Raw genomic sequence first — 22619 nt, forward strand, 5'->3', positions numbered from 1 at the left:
GCCGCGCATTGCGTTTAGCGTTGGGCGCTAAGCTTTTTTTACTTTGGAATTCAGCCATGTGATCATCTTTATAAATCGGAAGTGGTGAATATTAAATATACACAGCTAATAAAACTACCGAAATTGCTGCCCGAGGTATCTTTAAAATAAAACTCGTAATATTACGCTAGATATTTTTTTGCATCTTTTGGACAATTTTGATAGATTTTTACACTTCAAAGCATCATTTTTGTGCAAAATGTTACATATTTTGATGAAAAAGCAGAAAAAGCAGAAAAAGCATCTTATGAAACTGACTCACATTCTGGTTGCCTTACTACTCACGATCACTTCCCTTTCAAGCCAACAGGAAAAGAAAAATTCAGGTGATGATGTTTCTGTTATATGGGCTTCCTTTTTATCTGATTTAGCGGCTGAGGATAAAGAAGCTTTTAAGAAGGCATCCGGGGAGACCATTCGTTGTTATGATTGTATGGAGAATACGCCATCCGAAGTGCAATACATAAACTTGTTACGAGAAAATGATTCGCTTTGGCACTCTAAAATTTATAAAGACCTTATTTATATTCCCATAGATAGTTTTGTCGCCAATGATTATGATATCTTGTTCAATCCTACCTTTATAAACATCCTTCAGGAAAATGAAACGATTTTTTCTAGTGAAGAAACCAATGGGGTTACCTATGCCCATATACTGGTAACTACGACCCTACCCACTGCATTTTTTGATGGTGCCCAACATATTTTTTCTTTTGTGAAGAATGAAGATGATGTATGGAAATTAAATGAGATAGACACCATCCCCTAATAAACCTTACTACCTACCTACCCAACTTTTAAAGTCCGACGCCTTTGCCTTGCTCACTATAATACGCTCACTACACGGCGGATGCACCTCTACCAATAATTTACTATTGAAATGAAGTTTTATGGTAACTATGGCTTCCCTACGCAAAATAAATTGACGGTTGGCCCTATAGAAAAGTGATGGGTCCAAAGCCTCTTCCACTTCCTCTAATTTGGCATCTAATACATATGAACGCCCTTTCACCGTAACTGCTTTTACAACGCCCGTATCTATAAAGAAATAGGCAATATCGGCAGTTTTTACAGGAATCAACTGCTCACCCATACCAACTAAAAATGTCTGTTTATAATTATTGGGCTTGGTCTGTATTAAATGCAAAAGACTTTGCATTTGCGCCTCATCTATACCTTGCTTTTGGTTTTGGGTCTTAAAGCGCTGCAAGGCATCAGACAGTTCTTCTTGATCAATGGGTTTTAACAGATAATCAATACTATTTACTTTAAAAGCCTTTAACGCATATTGATCATAAGCGGTAGTGAATATGATAGGAATATTGATGGTCACCTGATCAAAAATTTCGAAAGATATACCGTCTGCCAAATGAATATCCATAAACACCAAAACACCTTCGTACGGGTTACTGAAAAAATGTACGGCGGCCTTAACGGTATCTAACACCTTAACGATCTCTATATTGGGATCAATCTTAGAGAGCAAATATGCCAAGTTATCACTTGCAGCAAGTTCATCTTCAACAATAATTACTTTCATGCCGGGCGGTTTAAGGGCAATTCTACTTTAAATATATCATTTTGGGTACTTACCTTAACTTCATTCTTTAGCAAAAGTAAATACCGCTTCTTTAAATTATACAACCCCGTGCCCATACCTTCTGCCATGGTTGTACGTGCACGAATAGGGTTTTCTACGAATAATGAATTTTCTACTGAATATACTTTAACGGTCAACGGGTTGGTAGATGATATTTCGTTATGCTTTACCGAATTTTCTACCAATGACTGCAATGCCAAAGGTGGTACTTTACGGTCTAACAGTTCTTCAGCTATATGCACCTCTATGCGTAGGCGATCACGATACCGGGTTTCCATCAAATAGATATAACTACGTAAAAATTTTACTTCGTCTTTTACAGGTACCAAATTGATTTCGCTACTCTGCAGAATATAGCGGTACATGTAAGAAAGCTTATTTACAAATTGTGTCGCCTTTTCGTTTTCTCGTATTAAAGAGGATAACGAGTTTAAGGAATTGAACAAGAAATGTGGGTCTATCTGGTTTTTAAGAGCCGCAAGTTCATTCTCTAAATTTTGTTGTTTTAACTGCTCGTTCTCTATTCTACTTTCTTGCTTATCTGTACTTACCCGCAATAAACGGGCAATAAAAAATAGCACTATGGACAAATTTATAAAGGTAAAATTGACCCAGCCTTCTTCATGGGAATCCAACGTTCTACCATTTACCAAAGGATAAACCGCTATTATGATTTTCACTACGGCAAAAAGTGATAAAGCATTGATGAACAATATCAATAGCCACTTTACTATTGGCGGCCATTTTAATGCATCATAATCTATATTGGCATTCAACTGAATTACCGACCATGAAAAACAAAAGAAGAATAGGTACCTATATAAAAAATCGGTAACCCAAGACATAGAGAAGTTTAAATTCCCCTCCATAATACCATTATATAGATAGATTGTTTTTGGCAGTGATACCAAAATACCTATAAGTAGGGCCGTTTTAACTACTTCGCCCTGTTTAACCTTTGTCAATGCCATATAACCTCTTTTCTAAATGGTACTTCTCAAATATACCGTAATAATAACTTTGAATTTGCAATACGCAAAAAAGCCGGCCTTTACTAAGTAAAGACCAACTTACATTTAAACTACACTAACTTCTTAAAGTGCATAGGCATCAAAATCGGCAGGTAAATATGCCGCTGTATCAAAACCTAATTCCACTATTTCTTCCTCTTCAAAAATTTCAAAATCTATATCGGATAAATTGGCACCTGCGTAGGGATCAAAATCTAGGGGTAAATATTCAAAGGTGTCAAAACCTAGGTTTACTTCTTCTTCAATCTCTACCACTTCTATTTCACTGGCGTCTAAATTGCCCATTTCTAAAGAAGCTTTTAATTGTGCTTCAAAATCAATACTACAATCTTCGAAAATAGCAGTAATTTCTGCCTTCTCTGCTTCTTTTTGTTTCTGTACTCCTTTAAATGATATAAAGGTGACGGCCACTACGACCACGGCTGATAAAATTTTAATGTTTTTCATGATTTTATAATTTTTAAGTTTTTAGAATTGTTTTTCTATACCCCAAAGATATTGAGCAATACCGCTCTCGGATAATATTAATGACCCAACTGTCGAAATTGCCATCTAAAACAGCTTTAGACAGTTATGAATTATTTATGAGGGATATGAAGTGGGAATAATTTTGAAGAAAATACTACTTGAGCACTACTAGTCTGTTGCCAGCAAACTATTTATATACATTCCTAATTACGGATGCATGCCTACTTAGTGAACCATTTACGCACGGTTTCATCGGCCAATTTGTTATTGGGCGTAAAGGCATTGTTATCTACACCACGGTATTCTAGATAGCTGGGGTATTTCCACCAAAGGATGCCTTGGCACCAAGGTTCATTTTCTATGCCCTTAAAAATAATCTCATAACAGCGTTGCTGCATTTCTTGATTAATGCTTTCATCTGCCTCGGCATGGGGGTTTTTCCACGGGGTATCTATACTTCTAAAACCAATCTCGGTAAAAACTATTGGCTTTTTAAATTGCTCGTATACCGTTTTTATCTTGGTCTTTATGGTATCGAACTTTGCTACCATTTCCGTATCGGTGGGATTATCTTTCTTGCTTAGCGGATAGTAGGAATTAAGTCCTATAAAATCCAAATCGTCCCAAAATGCAATATTTTCAAATTCCTCTCCCCAATTGGCCGCATAGGTCAGTTGCCCCGAGTATAACCCCCTGGTCCTTTCAATCATTTTTCTCCACGCATCTGGGTGGTTCAAAGTGGCTTTGGTAAATTCTACCCCAATACAAAGGGCATCTATGTCATATATCTCCGCTAAAAAAGCATAGTGCCTTATCCAGCGATAATAATGATCAAAAAACTGTTCCCAATCTGCATCGGTCTTCATTTCTATTCCTCCGGGCCAACTGCCCCGCACATAAATTTGAGGTTTCAATACGGTATACATTCCCATTTCATGGGCCATAGTTGCCGCGTGTACTACAGACTCATCATTCTCTCCGCCGGCATGATCGCTAAAATGAAATACAGTGGGCTTATGAATGTCATGAGTACCGCTGTAGGGAACAATAGCCACCGCATTACTGCCCATGTTTTTCTGCTTAAGTAAAGATTCCGTTGCCTTTCCAGAACCGTAGCCATTGTAAATATTGTACCCCTCATGTGCAAAATTGAAGCCTTTTAAGTACGGTAGCTCCCTATCCTTATTTTTTTCTTTTGGATGTTCTTTTGAAAAATCTTTTAAATATCCCTGCCATTTTTTTTCCAATAGCTTCATGTCTACGGGCCCTAAATCAAAATTCCTATAGGCTGAAAGGTATTTTTCAGTGCCCCAGGTTTCCATCAAAAATTTGGTAAACAACCCTGCCAAACATTCTCGGATCAAAGAAGATTCCTGTTGCATCAACTCATTGTTCAACAATTGGGATGCCGTAAGCACATTGTTAGAGCTTATTAAACGCTCCGCCCAATATTCATAGCCTTTTTTCTGCCATGATGTGGTAAAGTAAATTGGTAATCCTACCGTGAGAATATCCTTATTGGAACTTCCCAATTTTTGATGCAAGATCAAGGCATAATCCTTACCGGTATGGTTGTCTTTATACACCTCATTGACAATGGTATGCACTGCATTTTCTACCGTATCTATATGAGATTGGTTGGTGTTGCCCGTCATTAGCCCCTTTTCTTCCATAGAACGATAAAAATGATAGGTTATCTTGGAAGGAGCAACTTCACTAGATATATCATCATGAATGGTGGGCACTACACGTTCCAATCGCTTTAAAATTTGCTGTACGCCCTTTTTACCTACCGCGTTTTGATGGGCTATAAATTTGTACCGGTCCGTATCCAATATTAAATCATCCCCTTGGGAAAAATCAAAATATGTAGAGGTATCAATCTTGTACTGCGCATCAAAATTGCCCAATACCAAACGTTTTGAGCGGTCATACACCTCATAATCCAAGTTTTGTCTATAAAAACCTTGCCCGTTTTTGGTTACTCGCTCTGCAAAAAAATCAAAAATCTGGATGGCATCCGTACCTGTTAGGAATGAAAATGGCAATTGAGGATTAAACGGACTAGGATAAAAACCTACGGACAGTAACGGGTTGGCATTTTCTATTTGCTTAGGCCCTATATTTATTTTCTCTTTAGCTACACGAAAAGGTGTCTTTGACAAATAGCGCTGTAATACGTTATGTTCATCTATGGCTCCTACCAAAAAAACCACGTTATCCTCCAATTCCTGTTCACTTACCGTTGACGCATTTTTATAGTCAACCTTGGTGCTTCTCCATGATTGTGTAATCTCTTTTTGGGAAAGTGGGTTCAAAAGTTCCTTATAACGCTGCGCCAACAGAGAGTCATTAGCGGCGTAGACCACCAAGATTTTGCGTTTATCAAAAAAATTACGGCGCAATTCGCGTTTTGTAGGTACCGAATCCATTACAGCACCGGAACCATTATTATCGGCGCCGGACATTAATTGTACACTGGCCATACCCACCGCCAGGAGTGCCACTATCAAAGTAAGGACAAGATGCTTCCGTTTCATAAGTACCTATTACACGATTAAGATAGTGAAAGGACAAAAACCAAGCTACAATACGCGTATATTTAACTATTCCGTGAAAATCGTTACCCCAATCATCATTTAAAAAATTCATTGTAAAACTAATGCTGTGATGTAACTTTGGTAGCAAACCAAGCTCAAACTAATGAAACGACTTACTTTCCCCCTCCTAATCTTATTCTGTTGCATATCGATTTCTTGTATGGCCCAACAAGGCCAAACCATCTCCTTACAGAAATTTGACCAACTAAAAGTTTATGATCGTATTAGCGTTAGTTTGATAAAAGACAAGATAAATAAGCTTACCATAAACGGTGATGATAAGAAAGAGGATATCAGCGTTCAGGAAAGTAATGGACAGTTAAAAATTAGGATGGCAAGGAAAGACTTTTTATCTGGGAATACCATCTCCATAAAAGTTCACTATACCGAAACCCTTACCGAAATAGATGCCAATGAAAATGCCAGAATTGTATCTGAACAACGTTTGCGTAGTAAGTCATTATCCGTCAAGACCCAGGAAGCCGGACTAATTATTTTAAACCTAGAGGCTACAACGGTTACTATTAAAAGTACCACCGGAAGTGAAGTTAAACTATCGGGAACTACCCGTACACAGGGCATCTACATTAATACAGGAGGAAAGGTTCATACCAAAAATCTAAGAAGTGAGCGTACAAATGTTACCGTACTGGCCGGAGGGCGTGCCGAAATTTATACTACGGACAAGGTGGTTGCCAAAGTTAAGGCGGGCGGAAACATTATTATACACGGAAATCCTAAAACCCTGGACAAGGACGATACCTTTGGAGGCACCATTACGGTTATGCAGTAGTTATTGCTCTATACTTTGAGCGTTGAACCCTACCAATTCATTTTCCTGAAATTGGGGCGTTATTTCAATAGGGTTGCAACACACCTCACAATCCTCTACATAGGTTTGTTGTGAAATAGATGGATCAAGAAGCATGGATACCTCTTCCCAGCAATACGGACATTGAAAAAAATGCTCGTACATAGCAATGATTAAACTTTCAGTTCTTTTGCCAGATTTTGCAACGTAAGTGTTTGAATCAAGTTGCCGCTATTGGACGTGAAAATGGTCTCGCGACCCAACTTTAAGGCCAGAATATCTTCGTCTTCTTCTAAATGCACATCTGCCGGGTCTATGTTGACCTCCTCCAATTTAACATCAAAGCGTTTCTTTAAGGTCATAGAGCCGTTAACCTTTCTCAACTCGAAGCCATAAAAATCGAACAAGCGTTGCAATCCACTAAAAAAGCTCAAGCCTATAAAAAGTAAACCGGCCATGGCAAATTTATAGGCCAAGGTAAACACATCTAACTCTTCGCCATTTATAAAGGTATAGACCAAATTAATACAGCCGTAAATGCCTAAAAAGAATACCAATAGACCAACTACGACCGCCAAAACATCTGTAAACAAAGCCTTGTTAGTTCTGGTGACGATTAGTCCGTCATCCGTTATATTGGCTTGAAACCCAAAATCCTTTAAGTATTCCAAATTCTGAATCTGCGCCCTTTTGTTGGCAATGGTCGCATTTAAATCGCTCATATCTACAACAACAGCACGTTTCTGCAACTCATCCTGTAAACTTAATTGTGCTTCAAACGTGAGTAATGAATGTTGGTTCATTATCTCTATGAGCTCGCTATTTGTTCTATTGCTATACATGTTCTTTTGTAATTAATTTACTCGATAACCGAGATTAAAAACTTAAAGGTCTACTGCTTATAATTCCACATTCAATAATTGCCCAGTAAGCTGCAATAATTGTAGCTCTGCCAACTTAGCATCATACTTTGCCAAATTCTTATTGGTCTGCGCGTTCAGTAAATTGATCTGCGCCTGCCTAAATTCTATTGATGTAATACTACCCAATTGAAACTGCTCCCTTGAGCGTTCAAAATTATTCTGGTTGGTAAATACGTTCTGTTCCTGAATACGATATATTTTCAGCAAATTCTCATACAATGCCAAGGCATTCTGCATATCTCTATTTACTTCCAGTTCTACCTGTTTTCTTAACAATTCTTGATTGGCATACGCAATTTTGGCATTTTTTACACTTACCGTTGTACTACCGCCATCAAAGAGATTCCATGTAAGGCTTGCTCCTAAAGCAAAATTATAAGTTTCATTGTTTGATCCAGGAAAGAATGCTGAAGCTGCACTTTGATTTAAATTCCACCCATAAGAACCGGAAAGACCAACAGTTGGTAAATACCCAGATTTGCTTACTTTAATATCATATTCATTAATACTTAAATTTGATTCCGTTTGTAGTACCGCAACATTATTAGTGATTGCCTGATCCATAAACTCTACAATCTGAAATTTAGGAATGAAAACAATAGTGGTATCTACTTGATATTGGGCAGCTAAATCTTGATTCAACACTACATTTAAGTCGCGTTTGGCATTTGCCAATTGCTGCTCTGTATTCAATAGATTAATACTATCATTTGTCATATCTACCTGAGCATTCAATATATCCAATTTTGTATTTTGACCATACTCAAAAGAATATTCTGACCTAGTTATTCTATCCCTTGAAATCTCCAAGGCTTGTTTCTGAACATTTCTATTCTCGGTTAAACGAGCAATTTCAAAATATACCGTGAACATCTGTATCATGGTATTTTCAATAGTCTCTCTAGCCTGTAGCGTACTTAAATTATATTGTTCTTTTAATTTTTTATAATTATAAAATCTACCCATTCCATCAAATAATGTGTAGTTAGCAGTAAGAGCTGCAGAATAACGTTGAGCTTCAGCTTTATAAATATCGGTGTCAGGAAATGGAGTAGGCTCTCCTGTTATTGGATCAATTACATCTACACCATCCTCTGTCAAAATTCTACCAGGAAATTCAATTGTTGAATCATCTCTATTATAATCAGCTCCAGCGGTACCTGTCAAAGTAGGTAAATAGCCCGAATTTAATATGCTAGCATTATTTTCTGCAATCTCTACCTGACCTTTTGCGATCTCTATTCCAAAATTATTTTCCAATGCCTTGGCTACCGCTTCTTCTTTAGAGAGCGTGGTCTCTTGTGCCAGAATAGTATATAGCGGTAGAAATACCAATATTGTGATGAATCTTACTTTACTCATTATAACTTATCTAGATTCTTATGTGTTTCTGAACCATTTTCAATGATATCGTGCGAATGACCTTCCAAATGGGAGGCTTCTTTCTTTTCCTTAATGGCTCTTTCTACTTCTTCTTTTGTAATCTTATGTCCGGAAGCGAATGATAAATTCTGAGCTTTTAAATTATTACTGAAGGATAAGAACAACGGCAGCATCAATAAAGTAAGTACCGTAGCTATACCAATACCATATGCTATGGAAATTGCCATTGGTTTCAAGAACTGCGCCTGTCTACTGGTCTCTAACATTAAAGGAGCCAAACCGGCAATAGTAGTTACCGATGTTAAGAAAATAGCTCTAAATCTTGATTTTCCCGCTTCAAAAATGGCATTGTCAAAAGTCATACCTTCCCTTAAATTAGAGTTGAACTTACCTATAAGCACCAACCCGTCATTAACCATAATACCGATCAATGCAATGATACCCAATATAGAAAGTACGTTTATTGGGAAATCATGGATCCAGTGACCCCAAGCTACAGCGGTAAAACTAAAAGGAACCAGCAATAACAGCATTAATGGCTGACTAAAACTTCTAAATGTAAAGGCTATGGTAATATATATCAACAGAATTACGGTAAAGCCTACAAGCTTTAACGAACCAGTCAATTTTTCCAATTCCCTATTCTGTCCTTCATAAGAAGCACTTACCGTTGGGTATTTGGATTGTATCTCTGGCATGTGCACATTCTGAATCTCCGTCATGATTTCAGTAGGACTATCCTTTACATCTTTCATATCCGCAGAAACCTGAATTTCCCTTCTACCCTCTAAACGGTTAATGGCTACATCACCTCGTACAATGGTATAATCAGCAAGTTCACTAAGGGGTACTCGCTCCCCCGTTGGGGTAACAATTCTCATATCATCCAAATTAGAGATAGAAGATCGTTCTTCCCTATCATAGCGCACCCAAACCCTAATTTCATCTTGTGATCGTTGAAAACGCTGTGCCTGTACACCAAAGAATCCCGCACGAACTTGAGTCATTAGCGCCTGAAGGTCCAAACCTAGTAAATACGCATTTTCCTTTAAGGTTAACCGTATCTCCTTAATACCTGCAGGATCATTATCTGCAATATCCTTTAATCTTGGGTTTTTGGTAAGTATCTCTTTAAGTTCCGTTTTTGCGGCTTTTAATTCTTCTATATTATTACCTAACAAAGAAACCGATACAGGCGAACCACCAAAATTACCGCCAGATCCATAAATTAGACTTTCTACACCTAACACCGGCCCCACCAACTCTTCCAATCTACGGGTAACCATATCCGCAGAAATTTCATTAGGCCTTTCTTCACCAGGTAAAAGGTTAATGGTCAAAACGGCCGAAGAAGAACCAGGCCCTAGTCTTCTGATAAGGTTTTCAAAAACCATTTTATCCGAACCTGCCAAATATTTATCCGTCAGTTCTTGATTAACGATAATGGCTTTCTCCTCTATGTATGAAATAATGGAATCTGTTATCTTTTCATTGGTCCCGTTGGGCATTTCTAGCTCTATACCTACACGGTCACTGGCAATTCTAGGGAAGAAGGCCGTTCTAATGATTCCCCCACCTACAGAACCTAAGGTTAAAATGAATGCCGCTGCAAAAACCGAGAACATGAAAATTTTGTATCTCATTGAAAACCGCAATACCGGAGTATATAGATTATCTCGCATCCAAACCATTAAACGGTCTCCAAATTCATTGATCACCCTTAGCTTGGCAAAAGCGTTTGCAAAGCCACTTTTAGGCTTATTGTCAATAGGCTGTAATGCCTTGGAGTGCGCTAAGTGGGCTGGCAAAATAATCAAGGCCTCTACCAAAGATACCACCAATGTTAAAATCACAATTACAGATACCTCACCAAAGAACTCCCCAATTCTACTATCTAGGAACAAGAAGATAGAGAATGCCAATATGGTGGTAATAATAGCCGAAATAATAGGAGGCAATACTTCCATAGTACCATCTACAGCTGCCTGAACAGGAGATTTTCCTTTCTCGTAATGCTGATAAATATTCTCGGCAATTACAATACCATCATCTACCAAAATACCAATAACGATGATCATACCAAATAACGACAATACATTAATAGTCACATCAAAGAAACCGGCAAAAACAAACATTCCCAAAAATGCCACTGGCAAGCCAAAAGCTACCCAGAACGCCAATCTAGTATTCAAGAAAAGGGATAGGAATATCAACACCAACACCATACCCATTATGGCGTTTTCAGTCAATAATTGTGTTCTTTGATTTAACGTGATAGATTGGTCAGAAACCACATCTAACTTAATATTGTTATACTTCTCATTAAAATCATCAACATATTCATTCACCTGATCCGCGGCTGCAATCAAGTCCTCATTATTGGTACTTGTTATGGTAGTACTCACGGATAGGTTACCGTTAAAATAGCTTGCGTTTGGCGTTTCGGCAAAACGATCTCTGACCTCCGCAACATCTTTTAAACGTATTACGTTACCAGATTGATCTGCCCTAACTACAAGGTTGTTGAGTTCACTACCATAGTAGGAACGGTTATTTGCACGGATTAAATACTCTTCTGCATCAGTCTTAATATTACCACCGGTAACCAAGATATTGGCACTACCAACAGCACTTGCTACTTCTGAAAATGATAAACCGTAAGCTAACAGGTCATTCTCATTGACGGCAATTTCAATTTCCTCATCCGGAAAACCAGAAATTTCTATTTGAGAAATACCTTCCATGGCGCGCAAGTCATTCTCAATTTCCCTACCTACACTTTTTAATGTTGACAACGGAATATTTTCTCCACTAATGGCAAATGCTATGGTCTGGCGTACCGTTTCTAGTTTAGAAACTATTAAAGGCTCCATACCTGTTGGAAAGGTTGGCACCCTATCTACCGCGTTCTTGACCTCTAAAAGCATGAAGTCAATATTCTCCCCTTTCTCGATTTCCACATTGATCGTACCACTATTCTCCCTAGAAGTAGAGGTTACACGATCTACACCTTCCAAGCCTTTTAAGTTGTCTTCTATTTTCAAGACGATACCTTCTTCTACCTCTTGTGGTGAAGCCCCTGGGTAGGTAATATTAATGGATATATTCTTAGAATCGGTAAGTGGGAAAAAAGAAGATTTCAAAGCCTTTGCGCCAACAATACCAAAAAGGGCAAAGGATATTACTACGACATTAACGGCAACGTGATACCGAATAAAATATTCAATAAGTTTACGCATTATCCTTTTGTATTTTCTGGTTGTTCACCATAAATTTTCACTGACATACCGGTATATGCACCGCTTATAGGTTTGGACACGATAGTTACGCCATCAGGTACTTTTTTAAGCACTACACGTTTATCTGAAAAATAAACAGGTTCTACATCTATAACATCAAGTACAGAATCTTTTACAACAAAAATCTTGTTGCCTTCCAATAAAAGTCCCCTATCTACCTCAATAGCGTTTTCTTCTTTCTTAGCATCTAAATCTGCCTCTAAATACATGCCTTCCCTTAAGTTCCCATCCTCTACCTCTATGTAGGCATTAACGGTTTGGGTCAATTGATCAATACTACCGTTAATTCTGGTAACCTTTCCTTTATACTTACTATTATCATCTAGATTGGTCAACTCTACAGATTCCCCCACTTTCAATAAATCCGTATACCGTTTACTTATGGCCACTTCAAGTTCATAAACCTCTGGGTTAATAAACTCCCCTAATTTTTGACCTGATCTTACCAAAGTACCTTCTGTTACCAAAGTCTCGGTAAGTACCCCAGAAAATGGTGCCGTAATTCTGTATTTGGCCAGCCTCTGCTCTAAATTCTTGACATTGTAATAGCTGGTTAAAATACCTCTGCCCGAGATAAAGAACTTTTCTTTCTCCGAACCCATTTGCGGCAAAGCCGGAGTACTTTTTGACATATCAAAATTTGCTAGGTACTCTTGCCATTTTGGATAAATATCCGGGTAGTCTAAACGCAAATCTGGCATTACCGCCGTTAATTGATTAAAGAGATTACTTTTGGCAGACTGTACGCTTGCTGCATATTCATCTGCGTCTATATTAATGATGGTCTCCCCCCTTCTAAAAGTTTGACCTTCCTTAAATAACTTACTACCTTTTTTGAAAACACCTTGAACCTCTGCAAACAACTCTACACGCTGTTTGGCAGTTAAATTACCATTGGCAGATACTACAATGGGCACCGTACCATTTTCAACCACCTCGGTAAAAACAGTTTTTACAACCTTCTCAGATTTAGGTTTGAATGTTTTTTTACTATCAATAATATAACCCGCAAGAAAAATGGATACTACAATTAGTAAAATACCTAGTACGGTAAAAATAATTTTTCGCATTTTATTATAATTTATAAGCGTATTTCAAAAAACACAGAATCAAAAGTACTTTTAAATATCCTTTAGCATTCTGACGATTAAATGAAACGACCAAATTCAAACCTGAAACGACTTTGAAACATTCTCAGCTTTGAGCACCGTAATCTTTTCATCACCATTTCCCTAAAGAGCATTTCCAATCAACGTTCAAAAAACTATTACCGTCTAAGACAACAATCAAAATTTTGTTAAAACAAGCTGCATTTTTAAACAGACTTTAACTAGAAACTTTTGGAAATCAATTAATCTTTGGCGAAACTACAAAAAAACACATCTGGCATTGAAAGCCTTTATGGTTAAAGTAATCATAAAAAAATATGACTTTTACAGCCGCTATAAAGTAAAAAAGGGATGCTTTCGCATCCCTTTTTTTAATATTATAATCCGCTTAGTGTTTAACATCCTCGAACTTGGTATCTACCAATCTGGTTTCACTGTCAGCTACTTTACTGAATTTCATATTCAAAAATTCATCATCACTATCAAAAACAGCCAGTTTTGGGGACTGTAATTGCATTAAGGAATTTAAGGACCTAAAATCATTTCCCTGCAACTGTATAAATTCCAAATTATTGAGACTTGCAACACTACTGGGTAAATCTCCCTCAAACTTATTATAGGATAAAATCAACTCTTTTAAATTCATTAATTTGCCAAGCTCAACATCTATTGAACCGGCCAATTTATTACCGAACAATTCCAATTGCTCCAGCTTGGACAACTTCTCAATAGCTTTAGGCAGACTGCCCTCTAAATAATTACTGGAAAGATTCAGAATCTTTAAACTTTCCAAACTTCCTATTCCATCAGGAATTTCACCTTCCAAAAGGTTATTGAACATTGATAATTCTTCAAGATTCTTCATTTGACTAAAGTCCGTTGGTAGACTTCCGCTAAATTTGTTCATCTCTAAACGTACGGTCTTTAAGGTAACCACCTTAAAAACATCTTGGGGCAAATTACCTTCAAGAGCGTTGAACGCTAGATTTAGGTGCTCTAAATTCGTTAGCGCCGTAATTCCCGCAGGAATTTTCCCTTTAAGATTATTCCTATATAGTTTAAGACCTATGACATGATTGTCATTTATCTCTACTCCAAACCACGTAGAGGGATCTTCTTCCAGGTTCCAGGAGTTTTGCCAAGTATCGCCAAGGGTACTTTTGTAGAACTTTATTAAATACTGTTTTTCACTTTTTGGAATTTGTGCCATTACCTTACAACTAAAGGTCAGCACAATTAGAACGGTTAAGCATTTGAAGGTTTTTTTCATGTCGAAAAAATTTGTTGGTTTTGGGGGATGTATTAATGCTCATCTTCTGTCAACTCTGTTAAAAAACAGGGCTGCCGTAATAAAGCAGTTATCCTATAACGCTGAAAAAAAGAATTTATGATTAAATATTGTGTTAAAAATACACAACCAAGAAAGAGATGTAGTTTTTACATCTCTTTCTATCACCAAACTAACTAAAAGTGTAAACTACTCTTACTCTTCAATATCTTCAAACTTAGTATCGGCCATTTTGGTCTTACTAAAGTTAATATCCTTGAATTCTAGTTTTCTATCCTCTCTGTCATAATCAAAAACCAAATACTCCTTGGTCTCCAAAAACTCTAAAGCCTTGAAAGAACTAAAATTGTTGTTCTGTATCTGAAATATTTCCAAACTGGCCAATTGGGAAAATTCTGTAGGTATTTCGCCATTTAAATTATTATTGGCCAATACCAACTCTTTTAGGTTTTGCAAGTTACCCATGTCACTAGGGATAGCACCTTCCAATTTATTCTCAAAAAGACCTAAGGTTTCCAATTGGGTCAATTGCCCTAATGAACTTGGTATATCACCATAGAAATCATTACTGGACAAGTTTAATATTTTTAAATCCTTTAAATTACCAACAGTTGCAGGTATTTTACCTGTTAAAAAATTATTGAATGCCGATAGTTCCTCCAGTTTGTAAAGGTTACCTATTTCCGCAGGTAACTCCCCTTTCAACCTATTCATTTCCAACTTTAATACTTTAAGATTGTTTAAGTTGGCTATTTCTTGAGGGAAATTTCCGGTCAATGCATTAAAAGCCAAATTTAATACCTCTAAATGCTCCAAATTTCCTATTTCAGGAGAAATGGGACCCATAAGGTTATTATGAAATAAATTGATTTCTACAACTTTATCATCTACCACCTTAACGCCGTACCATTGTGCAACGGGCTTTTTAAGATCCCATTTTTTGACCCAATGCTGGCCATTAGTACTCGTATATAAATCCATTAAGGCTTTTTTCTCCTTTTTGGAGATCTCTGCAAAACATACGGTCGTCAGTAAAAACAAACTGAAGCTTAAAAAGTATATTTTTTTCATACGTTGGTGGTTTTTAGAATTCCGTGTTTAGGAATTGTCCTACAAATTTGAACAAATAACGCTGAAAACTAAAATTTTATCGTTGAGCAACCCCCATTTGTTGTGAAAGTTAGGTATTCTGTTGTCAAAAGTGTTAAAATGGAGGTAAGGCGAAAACCCTTAACTTAAAGACTCTATATCCATTGTAAGATTTTCCCACTGTTGCATGAGTTTTTCCAATTTGTCCTTTTTGGCCTGATATTCCTCAAAAAAATTAGGCTTTTGTATGGTTTTATCATAATCCACCAGTAAGTCATGGTCTATCTCTTTGATTTCCTTTTCTAGACTACCCACCTTACTTTCTACGGAACTCAATTGATTTTTTAAACTTTTGAGCTTCTTTTGATCCTGAAACGAATTTTCCTTGGGTTTGACCTTTTCTACAGTAACTGCTTGCTTCTTTTCTATGGCCCTAAAATTTTCCACTTTTCGCTGTTCCAAATAGTATTCAACATCGCCTAAATATTCATTGATTTTTGAATCCTTGAATTCATAGACCTTATTGGTTAGTCCTTGTAGAAAATCCCTATCATGCGACACTAATATCAATGTACCTTCAAAATTTAAACATGCCTGCTTTAACACATTCTTGGATTTGATGTCCAAGTGGTTGGTAGGTTCATCCATCACCAGCACATTAAAAGGCTGTAACAACATTTTAGCCAGGGCAAGCCGGTTGCGTTCCCCTCCCGATAAGACCTTTACATATTTATCCACCTCATCTCCCCTAAATAAAAAGGAGCCCAAAATATCTCTTACCTTACTTCTGTTCTTTTCATTTGCAGCATCGATCATGGTATCCAATATGGTCTTGTTACCATCCAAATACTCTGCCTGGTTCTGGGCAAAATATCCTATCTGTACATTATGCCCCAATTTTAACCGTCCTTCATGCTCCAATTCACCAACAATAATTTTTGCCAATGTAGATTTACCTTGACCGTTTTGTCCAACAAAAGCGGTTTTACTATCGCGTTCTATAAGCAGATTGATATCGTCCAGGACCAAATTGCTACCATAGGATTTTGACAACCCTTCTATTTCCACGACCACCTTACCTGGAGTAATGGACACGGGAAAGCGTAAATTCATGACACTATTATCATCTTCATCTACCTCTATACGCTCAATCTTATCCAGTTTTTTAATTAAGGATTGGGCCATGGAGGCTTTGGTAGATTTTGCCCTAAATTTTTCAATTAAACGTTCTGCTTGCTGAATCTCCTTTTCTTGATTCTTTTGGGCATTTAATTGCTGTTGTTTGATCTCATTGCGCAAAACCAAATATTGGGTGTACGGTTTGTTATAATCATAAATACGCCCCAAGGAAATTTCAATGGTCCTATTGGTAACGTTGTCCAAAAACATTTTATCATGCGAAACAATTACCACCGCACCGGTATAATTGTTCAAAAACTGTTCAAACCAAATAATAGATTCAATATCCAAGTGGTTGGTGGGCTCATCCAGCAATAGCACATCATTACTCTGTAATAATAGTTTTGCCAATTCAATACGCATACGCCATCCACCAGAAAAGGTCTCGGTTTTTTTATCAAAATCCTCACGTTTAAATCCTAACCCCTGTAAAATCTTTTCCGTTTCCCCTTGGTAATTATACCCACCTAAAATTTCATAATGTTGAGAAACATCGTTCAGGTCTATGATCAGTTGACTATAAGAGTCCGTTTCATAATCCGTACGTTCTGCCAGCTGGTGGTTGATCTCATCTAACTTAAGCTCCAGTTTCTTGATTTCCTCAAATGCCTGATAGGCTTCTTCTAACACCGTTCTTCCTTGAACAAAATCTATATCCTGTCTTAAAAAACCTATTTTGATATCCTTTTCTACCGCTATGACCCCGGTATCCAAAGCCATATCCCTATTCAATAATTTTAACAATGTAGATTTACCAGCACCGTTTTTACCTACTAAGCCTACTCTATTTCCTGCATTTAAACGAAAAGAAATTTCCTCGAACAAATATTCTCCGCCAAAGGAGACTGATAGGTTGTGAACGTTTAACATAAAATTTACTTCTTCTGGTTTAGTTTTTACCCTAAAAAAACAAGAGGGCAATTTGCATTATTTAACTATTTGTACGGTTTACAAAAAGAACTGATGTAACGCCTTTTCGTATCTTTACATAAAGTTTTGCAAATGTTAAAAAAAGGAAACAAACTCTACAGCATTTTAACAGGAAGTTGTCCCAGATGTCATCAAGAAAGTATGTATGTGGACAAAAACCCCTATCATTTGAGCAAGATTTTTAAAATGCATGAAAAATGTGGCCATTGTGGATTTAAGTATAAAATAGAACCCTCTTTTTTTTATGGAGCAATGTATGTTAGTTATGCCGTAGGTATTGCCTTTGCCGTTGCCGCTTTTGTAATCGCAAGACTTTTCCTTGGTGCAAATCTTGTACAGACTTTTATAGCCATTGTACTAACCATGATTGCTTTTATGCCTATTATTATGCGACTTTCCAGGAATATATGGATCAATATTTTTGTGAAATACGATGTTTCTGCCAAGACGGACACCCCCTAACACCCTTAAAACCGTTTAATATCCATTTCCGCCAGTAATGGTATTTGCATTTCTATGTGGTCATAGAGTGCTTTGGCTGCCCACGGCCCTACCATTACCCCGTGAGACCCAAAACCGTTTAAGACCCATAAATTGGAATAATTAGGGTGTCTACCTACCAAAGGCCTTCTATCCTTAACAGTGGGTCTTACCCCTGCCTCTTGAGCTACAACTGTATACTCACATTTTAAAATGGTGTTGAGTTTGTTGATGATTTCCTTTTTCGACTCTTCCGTTATGGTATTATCTTTCTTCCCCCTATTATAAGTTGCCCCCACTTTATACCTATTATTTCCCAAGGGAATAAGGAACATACTATACTTCACAAGACTTTTCTCCTTTAATTCCTTAGATTCTATTATGATATATTCCCCTTTAGAACCCTGTATGGGCAGATAATTAAAATAGGGGTTCTCCGTGATTCCAAAACCTTCACAAAAGACAAGATGTCTGGCTTTTACATCTCCATAAATCACTTCATTACTACCAATTTTTAATGCATCGTATTTAAAAGTCTCTTGTCGTATAGCATTTTGTTCCACTAACCATTGCTCATAACTGTTCAATAATAGTGAGGTATTTAATTTTCCGGTATGCTTTACTTTCCCCAATTTGTGTGGCACGTTAAGTTGCGGATTGTTATTAGTAACCAATTGGGTATCCAAAAATAATTTTAGACGTTCCTTATCCGCAGCTTCATACCATAGATTTTGCTCTTCTACGGAGGCAAATTTTCGCAAAACGCTTAACTTCTCATGAACTTGAATACCTAGAAACTGTTCCAAGCGATCATAAAAATCCGTTGCAAAGAACAGTTGTTCATCCGCTCTCCAAGATAATGTAAACCGTTTTAAGATTATTGGGTTATACAAACCCCCAGCTACACGCGATGAAGTTTGTGATCGATCATTGATCACGACAAAGGTTTTCTTGTTTTGCCTTAATGTCTCACAAAAAGCAGCTCCTGCCAAGCCAAAACCAACCACTAGATAATCTACCATTGGGCAAATGTAGTCACAAAACCATAAATTGTTTTATAAAAACAAAAAACCCAATCTTGCGATTGGGTTTTTATATGAATTGGATGTTCATATGGACCTTAATATGCCCACATGTCTTGTTCTTTATCTCTGATCGTTTCTTTTATTCGTTTTGCTTCTAGCAACTGGAACAATGCATTATCAGATATATAGGAATCTATTTCCCTATCTCCCTGTACGTTATCCTCTTTGTAGATAACCGCATTAAACCTACGTGCATTTAGCAACATATCAAAAGATATGGGTTGTGCAGAGTTCTGTTGGTTAAATACCTTTGCCTCATGTAAAATTTCACGGGCATCTGGGTACCATACCCAAAACAATTCTACCATATCTGGGTTATCGTCATCCATGAAGTTAACATCCGGTGCAACCGGTGCAATTCCTAAAAGACGATACTTTAGTTCTCCCTGCCTTTTATCAAAATACCAAATTCCTTTAATATGGTACTCTTCTATATCTGCCGCAGAAATAGTTCTACGAGTAATGTACTCCTCAGAAACCGTTTCTCCTGCATTCATTTGCTCGTACCCATAATCTAGGGTATCGACCATTTGTAAGGCATCCTTTAAATCGTCATACGACCTTTTTTTAGTGAAATAAGAATCTGTATAAGTTTCTAAATCTCCACTCTTTAAATTTTTAATTAGAACATGATATAAAGACCTTCTATCCGGTCCTATATCCATAGTATCCGTAGGATAATATAATGGGAAGTTTACACGCTCATCCAAATCTATGGTTTCCCATAAAGTTTTGGACCAAAGTATATCCCTATCATCTACATAACCATATTCTAAGGGTGCATCGTTATCTACGGCTTTCTGTGCCTCTGTACGAATACCAACCTCTTCAGGTTTCTTGGCATTCAAAACATTTGCCTGGGCCATCATAGATATGGGCAACAAAGTTACCGCCCCGATTACAAAAACATTTTTCCAATTCATGTTTGTTTCACTTTAAAATTAACCGGGCAAGATCAACTTACCCGGTATCATTCCATTTATTTAGTTTGTAATCTCCACAACAACTGGAGATACTTTCTTCAACTTGTAACTTTTATTGTTGGTAATGTATGCTTCAATATCAAATATCTGCACAATATCACCTCTTTTAGCTCGCTGTAACGCAGCTTTTGCCTTGCTGTTCATTTTATTTCCTCTTACAGAAACAGATGGTTGTCCTGGCACTTTAAATTTAAATCCACTAACCGCAAGGTTAAGATCAAAATCAAAATCCTCTAAACCTGCACCGATCGTTGCGATCTCTACGTTTCTTTTAGGAAGCTTAACACTACCTGTCTGCTTACTAATACTACCTTCTGGTCTTGGAATATCCTTGATCCTGAATTCAGATTTAGAAGTTATAGGCTGACCATCTGGCAACGTACCCGAAGCTGTGATCGTAACCGTTCTACCCGTACCTGGGTTCATAACGTATTTACTACCGCTTACCGCTTTTAGACCAGGAGCAGATGCTCTAACCTTATTGTTTGGTATACCTGGTATAGATATTGACATTGGGTTAGCAACACCTCTATACACTACGTTCATTTTATCAGCAGCGATCAAAGCAGCGTTTGGCTTAGATATTGTTGCAAACGAATTGTTTACCTCAACAGGAATTTCTTCACCATCTTGCTTAAAGTAAATTGTACCTTTTACTTCATGATCACCGGCAGAACCAGAGTTGATCAACATTTTAACACCACCGGCCTCTAATTTATAATCAGAACCTTCAGATAATTTTCTACCATCCAACGTTAACTCAGCTCTTACTGGAGTAGAAGAGTTATCCGTTTTACTGATAATAATCTTACCGTCATACTTTTCACCTGCATAGTACGCAGATTTAGTAGCCGCAAGTGATGTAGCAAAGTTCTTTAAAGATACCTGGCTAGTCAACTCACCTTCTAACATGGATTTCAAAGCTGCTTCTTCAGTAACTTTTACATCTGCTTGAAGTGCGGTCAATTTAGCCAATGAAGCTACCAATGGGTAACCTTCATAATGATAGTTGATCCAATCTTGCTTGGTACCGTCTCTTTTTTCAACCTTACCGTTCTCATCTCCTGTCTGGAAACGATCAATAACGGATTGCTTTAACGCTGCAGGTACAATAGAGGCAACTTGATCTCTATAACCTGTAAGGTTGCTCATGAACTTTTTACCTTCTTCGGTTAAGCTTTCTCCTTGGAACAATTTCTGATCTAAATAATCAGACATATCCATACGAGCGTAATCCTTTGGGTCTTCTATACCTTCTGTCATACCAGCTTTAAGTCCTTCTAAATAATCATAATACTCTTGGGAAATTGATTTAATTTTCTGAGCATTTTGATATAACTTGTCATACTTAGCTGCGTCTTCTTCAGCTTTAGTTCCAAGACTTTCCAAGAACGCATTGTTACTTGCTGTAGTCTTTTCGTTAGAAGTCTCTAGCTTTTCATTCATAATACCGAATGCCGCTAGCACCTCTTTACTCATGTTTAACGCCAACATTGCGATGAAGATCAAATACATTAAGTTGACCATCTTCTGACGTGGTGATTGTTTTCCTCCTGCCATGGATTTTTAATTTAGATTTTTAATTAATAATTGATTCGGGTCGGTAAAAATCCAAATTAGTTTTTGCTCATTGCAGATAACATACCACCATATACACCATTCAATGAAGAAAGGTTTGTAGACAAAGATGCCATTTGATCTTTAAGTGCACTTGCATTTTGAACAACTTCTTCGTTAACCGAAGCTTGTCTGCTAGCACTTTCCAATTGTACTTTATAAAGACTGTTCAAAGACTCCATTTGAGCCGCAGCCTGTACCATTTCACTAGAATACTTTTTAGTAGATTCCATTGCATCAACCGTTGGGGCAATACCTTTAGCAGCGCCTTCAAAATTCTTAATGCTACTACCTAAGCTTTCCATAAGATTTGCATCTACACCAGCTTCTTTTAACAAATCATCTAATTTTTTAGATAAAGATGCCTCTGCTTCTTTAACTTCTGCAGCAGCTTGTGCTTTTTTAGGAGCTTTGCTCTCGCCACCAGCTAATTCTGGGTATACTAATGACCAATCTACATCATCGTCTACTGGTTCAAATGCACTGATCGCAAATATAAGAGCCTCTGTAATAAGACCTATTGCTAGAAGAATACCACCGTTTAATGGTCCTAACTCCCAGTGAAGAATTTTAAATAATGCACCAATAATTACAACTGATGCTCCAAGCCCGTAGGCCATGTTAAATAATTTTTTTGTGGATTTTGACTGTGCCATGATTTTAATTTAATTAAGGTTTAAAAAAAGATTTGGTTAAAATTTAATT

General features: G+C 37.2%; 19 protein-coding genes. 3 read left to right on the forward strand and 16 right to left on the reverse strand.

The features are described from left to right. Positions 1–286 precede the first annotated feature (286 nt). The gene (locus ABVM52_RS04885; RefSeq protein WP_405384273.1) at positions 287–808 is read left to right on the forward strand and encodes a hypothetical protein; all 522 of its coding nucleotides are present in this window, start codon (positions 287–289) and stop codon (positions 806–808) included. A gap of 9 nt (positions 809–817) precedes the next feature. On the opposite strand, the gene ABVM52_RS04890 is transcribed toward ABVM52_RS04885, so the two are convergent. The 4 genes from ABVM52_RS04890 to ABVM52_RS04905 form a co-directional block, all read right to left on the reverse strand. Further along, entirely contained in the window at positions 818–1579 is a 762-nt protein-coding gene (locus tag ABVM52_RS04890; RefSeq protein WP_405384275.1) for a LytR/AlgR family response regulator transcription factor, read from the reverse strand. Further along, complete coding sequence (locus ABVM52_RS04895; protein WP_405384277.1) at positions 1576–2610, reverse strand: sensor histidine kinase; 1035 nt, start codon at positions 2608–2610, stop codon at positions 1576–1578. The genes ABVM52_RS04890 and ABVM52_RS04895 overlap by 4 nt, the downstream gene beginning before the upstream one ends. Before the next feature lie 123 nt (positions 2611–2733). Continuing rightward, positions 2734–3117, reverse strand: coding sequence for a hypothetical protein (locus ABVM52_RS04900; protein ID WP_116771073.1), 384 nt, complete (start codon positions 3115–3117; stop codon positions 2734–2736). A 242-nt stretch (positions 3118–3359) separates the two neighbouring features. Next, positions 3360–5678 (reverse strand): glycoside hydrolase family 113, encoded by a 2319-nt coding sequence (locus tag ABVM52_RS04905; RefSeq protein WP_405384279.1) that lies wholly within the window; start codon positions 5676–5678, stop codon positions 3360–3362. Positions 5679–5898: 220 nt separating this feature from the next. On the opposite strand from ABVM52_RS04905, the gene ABVM52_RS04910 reads away from it, so the two are divergent. Then, positions 5899–6531, forward strand: a complete 633-nt coding sequence (locus ABVM52_RS04910; RefSeq protein WP_405384281.1) for a head GIN domain-containing protein — start codon at positions 5899–5901, stop codon at positions 6529–6531. On the opposite strand, the gene ABVM52_RS04915 is transcribed toward ABVM52_RS04910, so the two are convergent. The 8 genes from ABVM52_RS04915 to ABVM52_RS04950 form a co-directional block, all read right to left on the reverse strand. Continuing rightward, positions 6532–6714 carry a CPXCG motif-containing cysteine-rich protein gene (locus ABVM52_RS04915; protein ID WP_405384283.1) on the reverse strand — a complete coding sequence of 61 codons (183 nt, stop codon included), beginning with the start codon at positions 6712–6714 and terminating at the stop codon, positions 6532–6534. Positions 6715–6722: 8 nt separating this feature from the next. After that, entirely contained in the window at positions 6723–7391 is a 669-nt protein-coding gene (locus ABVM52_RS04920) for a hypothetical protein (RefSeq protein ID WP_405384285.1), read from the reverse strand. Between the two features lie 57 nt (positions 7392–7448). Beyond that, positions 7449–8834 carry a TolC family protein gene (locus ABVM52_RS04925; protein ID WP_405384287.1) on the reverse strand — a complete coding sequence of 462 codons (1386 nt, stop codon included), beginning with the start codon at positions 8832–8834 and terminating at the stop codon, positions 7449–7451. After that, the gene (locus tag ABVM52_RS04930; RefSeq protein ID WP_405384289.1) at positions 8834–12094 is read right to left on the reverse strand and encodes an efflux RND transporter permease subunit; all 3261 of its coding nucleotides are present in this window, start codon (positions 12092–12094) and stop codon (positions 8834–8836) included. Before ABVM52_RS04930 ends, ABVM52_RS04925 begins: the two co-directional genes overlap by 1 nt. Next, positions 12094–13224 (reverse strand): efflux RND transporter periplasmic adaptor subunit, encoded by a 1131-nt coding sequence (locus ABVM52_RS04935; protein WP_405384291.1) that lies wholly within the window; start codon positions 13222–13224, stop codon positions 12094–12096. The genes ABVM52_RS04930 and ABVM52_RS04935 overlap by 1 nt, the downstream gene beginning before the upstream one ends. Positions 13225–13651: 427 nt before the next feature. Next, positions 13652–14533 (reverse strand): hypothetical protein, encoded by an 882-nt coding sequence (locus ABVM52_RS04940; protein WP_405384293.1) that lies wholly within the window; start codon positions 14531–14533, stop codon positions 13652–13654. 213 nt (positions 14534–14746) lie between these two features. Next, positions 14747–15622, reverse strand: a complete 876-nt coding sequence (locus ABVM52_RS04945) for a hypothetical protein (RefSeq protein WP_405384295.1) — start codon at positions 15620–15622, stop codon at positions 14747–14749. Positions 15623–15781: 159 nt separating this feature from the next. After that, positions 15782–17689 carry an ATP-binding cassette domain-containing protein gene (locus tag ABVM52_RS04950; RefSeq protein WP_405384297.1) on the reverse strand — a complete coding sequence of 636 codons (1908 nt, stop codon included), beginning with the start codon at positions 17687–17689 and terminating at the stop codon, positions 15782–15784. A 132-nt stretch (positions 17690–17821) separates the two neighbouring features. Here ABVM52_RS04950 and ABVM52_RS04955 point away from each other — a divergent pair, with 132 nt between their 5' ends. Then, positions 17822–18211 (forward strand): DUF983 domain-containing protein, encoded by a 390-nt coding sequence (locus ABVM52_RS04955; protein ID WP_405384299.1) that lies wholly within the window; start codon positions 17822–17824, stop codon positions 18209–18211. Positions 18212–18216: 5 nt separating this feature from the next. Here ABVM52_RS04955 and ABVM52_RS04960 read toward each other — a convergent pair whose 3' ends face one another. The 4 genes from ABVM52_RS04960 to gldL all read right to left on the reverse strand — a co-directional run bounded on the left by ABVM52_RS04960 (position 18217) and on the right by gldL (position 22570). Further along, a complete protein-coding gene (locus ABVM52_RS04960; protein WP_405384301.1) occupies positions 18217–19251 on the reverse strand; it encodes an NAD(P)/FAD-dependent oxidoreductase in 1035 nt (344 codons plus the stop codon). Positions 19252–19349: 98 nt separating this feature from the next. Further along, positions 19350–20237, reverse strand: a complete 888-nt coding sequence (gene gldN, locus ABVM52_RS04965) for a gliding motility protein GldN (RefSeq protein WP_405384303.1) — start codon at positions 20235–20237, stop codon at positions 19350–19352. 60 nt (positions 20238–20297) lie between these two features. Further along, on the reverse strand, positions 20298–21857 hold the full coding sequence (gene gldM, locus ABVM52_RS04970; protein WP_405384305.1) for a gliding motility protein GldM: 1560 nt from the start codon (positions 21855–21857) through the stop codon (positions 20298–20300). Between the two features lie 56 nt (positions 21858–21913). Further along, the gene (gene gldL / locus ABVM52_RS04975) at positions 21914–22570 is read right to left on the reverse strand and encodes a gliding motility protein GldL (RefSeq protein WP_405384307.1); all 657 of its coding nucleotides are present in this window, start codon (positions 22568–22570) and stop codon (positions 21914–21916) included. Between the last annotated feature and the right edge of the window lie 49 nt (positions 22571–22619).

It is taken from the genome of Maribacter sp. LLG6340-A2, assembly GCF_045057105.1.
Classification (GTDB): Bacteria; Bacteroidota; Bacteroidia; order Flavobacteriales; family Flavobacteriaceae; genus Maribacter.